The sequence below is a fragment of the Caballeronia sp. INML1 genome (genome assembly GCF_023631085.1).
In the GTDB taxonomy this organism is placed as follows: domain Bacteria; phylum Pseudomonadota; class Gammaproteobacteria; order Burkholderiales; family Burkholderiaceae; genus Caballeronia; species Caballeronia turbans.
On the sequence record NZ_JALQDT010000103.1, the window covers coordinates 1 to 1,094 of the forward strand.

General features: G+C 61.7%; 1 protein-coding gene. It reads left to right on the forward strand.

Features of this window, described 5'->3' with window-relative positions:
- On the forward strand, positions 1-1,094 hold a 1,094-nt coding region (gene prpC / locus NCR38_RS33995; protein ID WP_250478539.1), incomplete at both ends, for a 2-methylcitrate synthase.

Genomic DNA, 1,094 nt, shown 5'->3' on the forward strand with positions numbered 1-1,094 from the left:
TTCAAGCCGAAGAAATCCGTCGCGCTGTCCGGCGTGACGGCGGGCAATACCGCGCTGTGCACGGTCGGCAAGACCGGCAACGATTTGCACTATCGCGGCTACGACATTCTCGACGTTGCGACGACCTCCGAATTCGAAGAGATCGCGTACCTGCTCGTGCACGGCAAGCTGCCGAATACGGCCGAACTGAAGGCGTACAAGACGAAGCTCAAGGCGTTGCGCGGCTTGCCCGCGAACCTCAAGGCCGCGCTGGAATGGATTCCGGCGTCCGCGCATCCGATGGACGTGATGCGCACCGGCGCCTCCGTGCTCGGCACCATCCTGCCCGAGAAGGACGATCACAACGTGCCGGGCGCAAAGGATATCGCCGATCGCCTGATGGCTTCGTTCGGTTCGATACTGCTCTACTGGTACCACTACTCGCACAACGGCCGGCGCATCGAAGTCGAAACCGATGACGATTCCATCGGCGGGCACTTCCTGCATCTGCTGCATGGCAAAGAGCCGTCGAAGTCGTGGGTCGATGCGATGCACGTCTCGCTCAATCTCTACGCCGAGCACGAGTTCAACGCTTCGACGTTCACGTCGCGCGTGATTGCGGGCACCGGCTCCGACATGTACTCGGCGATCACCGGCGCGATCGGCGCGCTGCGCGGCCCGAAGCACGGCGGCGCCAACGAGGCGGCATTCGAGATTCAGTCGCGCTATGAGACGCCCGACGAAGCCGAAGCCGACATCAAGCGCCGCGTCGAGAACAAGGAAGTCGTGATCGGCTTCGGCCATCCGGTGTACACGATCTCCGATCCGCGCAACAAGGTCATCAAGGACGTCGCGAAGAAGCTGTCGAAGGAAGCGGGCGACACGAAGCTCTTCGATATCGCCGAGCGGCTCGAAACGGTGATGTGGGACGCGAAGAAGATGTTCCCGAACCTCGACTGGTTCAGCGCGGTCTCGTATCACATGATGGGCGTGCCTACCGCGATGTTCACGCCGCTGTTCGTGATCTCGCGCACTTCAGGCTGGAGCGCGCACATCATCGAGCAACGCATCGACAACAAGATCATTCGGCCGAGCGCGAATTACACCGGTCCGGA